Raw genomic sequence first — 1,269 nt, 5'->3', positions numbered from 1 at the left:
AATACTGGTCTAGTGGCGATAGCGAAAAGGTCACACCCGTTCCCATACCGAACACGGAAGTTAAGCTTTTCAGCGCCGATGGTAGTTGAGGGTTTCCCTCTGTGAGAGTAGGACGTCGCTAGGCATATATATGGAGGATTAGCTCAGCTGGGAGAGCACCTGCCTTACAAGCAGGGGGTCGGCGGTTCGATCCCGTCATCCTCCACCAAAGTTTTTTAACGAAGTGAAAATAACTATCCATCACTCATGAAAGTGAAAAAAATAATTATTAATTGCCGGCGTAGCTCAATTGGTAGAGCAACTGACTTGTAATCAGTAGGTTGGGGGTTCAAGTCCTCTCACCGGCACCACTTATACCGAGCCATTAGCTCAGTCGGTAGAGCATCTGACTTTTAATCAGAGGGTCGAAGGTTCGAGTCCTTCATGGCTCACCATTTTTCTTCAGTAATATAACTTATCAATATGCGGGTGTGGCGGAATTGGCAGACGCACTAGACTTAGGATCTAGCGCCGCAAGGCGTGGGGGTTCGACTCCCTTCACCCGCACCATAGTTTTTTACACTAGTAAAATAACTTTCTATATGCGGAAGTAGTTCAGTGGTAGAATACAACCTTGCCAAGGTTGGGGTCGCGGGTTCGAATCCCGTCTTCCGCTCCAGAACGTACTTGCCGGGGTGGCGGAACTGGCAGACGCACAGGACTTAAAATCCTGCGGTAGGTGACTACCGTACCGGTTCGATTCCGGTCCTCGGCACCAAAGCTTTTTGCGCTTGCAAAATAGCTGTCCTTAACACACTAATATAAGTAATATTACAATGCATGCGCCCGTAGCTCAATTGGATAGAGCGTCTGACTACGGATCAGAAGGTTATGGGTTCGACTCCTTTCGGGCGCGCCATATTTGATTTAACGGGGAGTAGCTCAGCTTGGTAGAGCACTTGGTTTGGGACCAAGGGGTCGCAGGTTCGAATCCTGTCTTCCCGACCACTAACTTTATATTTATGGGGCCTTAGCTTGCTGGGAGAGCGCCTGCCTTGCACGCAGGAGGTCAGCGGTTCGATCCCGCTAGGCTCCACCAAAAAAAACTATTGACAACACAATTGAGTGCTGTTAATATAGTAAAGTCGCTTCTAAACGAAGTGGTAATTGTTCTTTGAAAACTAAACAAATCATACGTCAACAAAAAAATGATTAGTGTTGAAAATACACTAGCCAACGTTTTAACTTTAAGAGCTAATCTTACTCTTTATTGGAGAGTTTGATCCTGGC

At 46.9% G+C, this 1,269-nt stretch carries 9 tRNA genes and 1 rRNA gene; all 10 read left to right on the top strand.

From position 1 onward, the window contains the following. Positions 1 to 8: 8 nt before the first annotated feature. The 10 genes from rrf (at position 9) to ACVBAX_RS25260 (ending at position 1,078) form a co-directional block, all read left to right on the top strand. Positions 9 to 124 (top strand): 5S ribosomal RNA (gene rrf / locus ACVBAX_RS25305). A gap of 8 nt (positions 125 to 132) precedes the next feature. Continuing rightward, a tRNA-Val gene (locus ACVBAX_RS25300) sits at positions 133 to 208 on the top strand. Between the two features lie 66 nt (positions 209 to 274). Further along, positions 275 to 350, top strand: a tRNA-Thr gene (locus ACVBAX_RS25295). Positions 351 to 358: 8 nt separating this feature from the next. Further along, positions 359 to 434 (top strand) — tRNA-Lys (locus ACVBAX_RS25290). A 30-nt stretch (positions 435 to 464) separates the two neighbouring features. After that, positions 465 to 549, top strand: a tRNA-Leu gene (locus ACVBAX_RS25285). Positions 550 to 583: 34 nt separating this feature from the next. Then, positions 584 to 658, top strand: a tRNA-Gly gene (locus ACVBAX_RS25280). 10 nt (positions 659 to 668) lie between these two features. Further along, positions 669 to 757: transfer RNA gene (locus ACVBAX_RS25275), tRNA-Leu, on the top strand. A 64-nt stretch (positions 758 to 821) separates the two neighbouring features. Then, positions 822 to 898, top strand: a tRNA-Arg gene (locus ACVBAX_RS25270). Positions 899 to 910: 12 nt separating this feature from the next. Beyond that, positions 911 to 987: transfer RNA gene (locus ACVBAX_RS25265), tRNA-Pro, on the top strand. Positions 988 to 1,003: 16 nt separating this feature from the next. Continuing rightward, positions 1,004 to 1,078: transfer RNA gene (locus ACVBAX_RS25260), tRNA-Ala, on the top strand. Positions 1,079 to 1,269 lie beyond the last annotated feature (191 nt).

The sequence above is a fragment of the Robertmurraya sp. GLU-23 genome (assembly GCF_052983275.1).
Note: the sequence above shows the minus strand (reverse complement) of the source record. Positions and strands in the feature narration are given on the sequence as shown.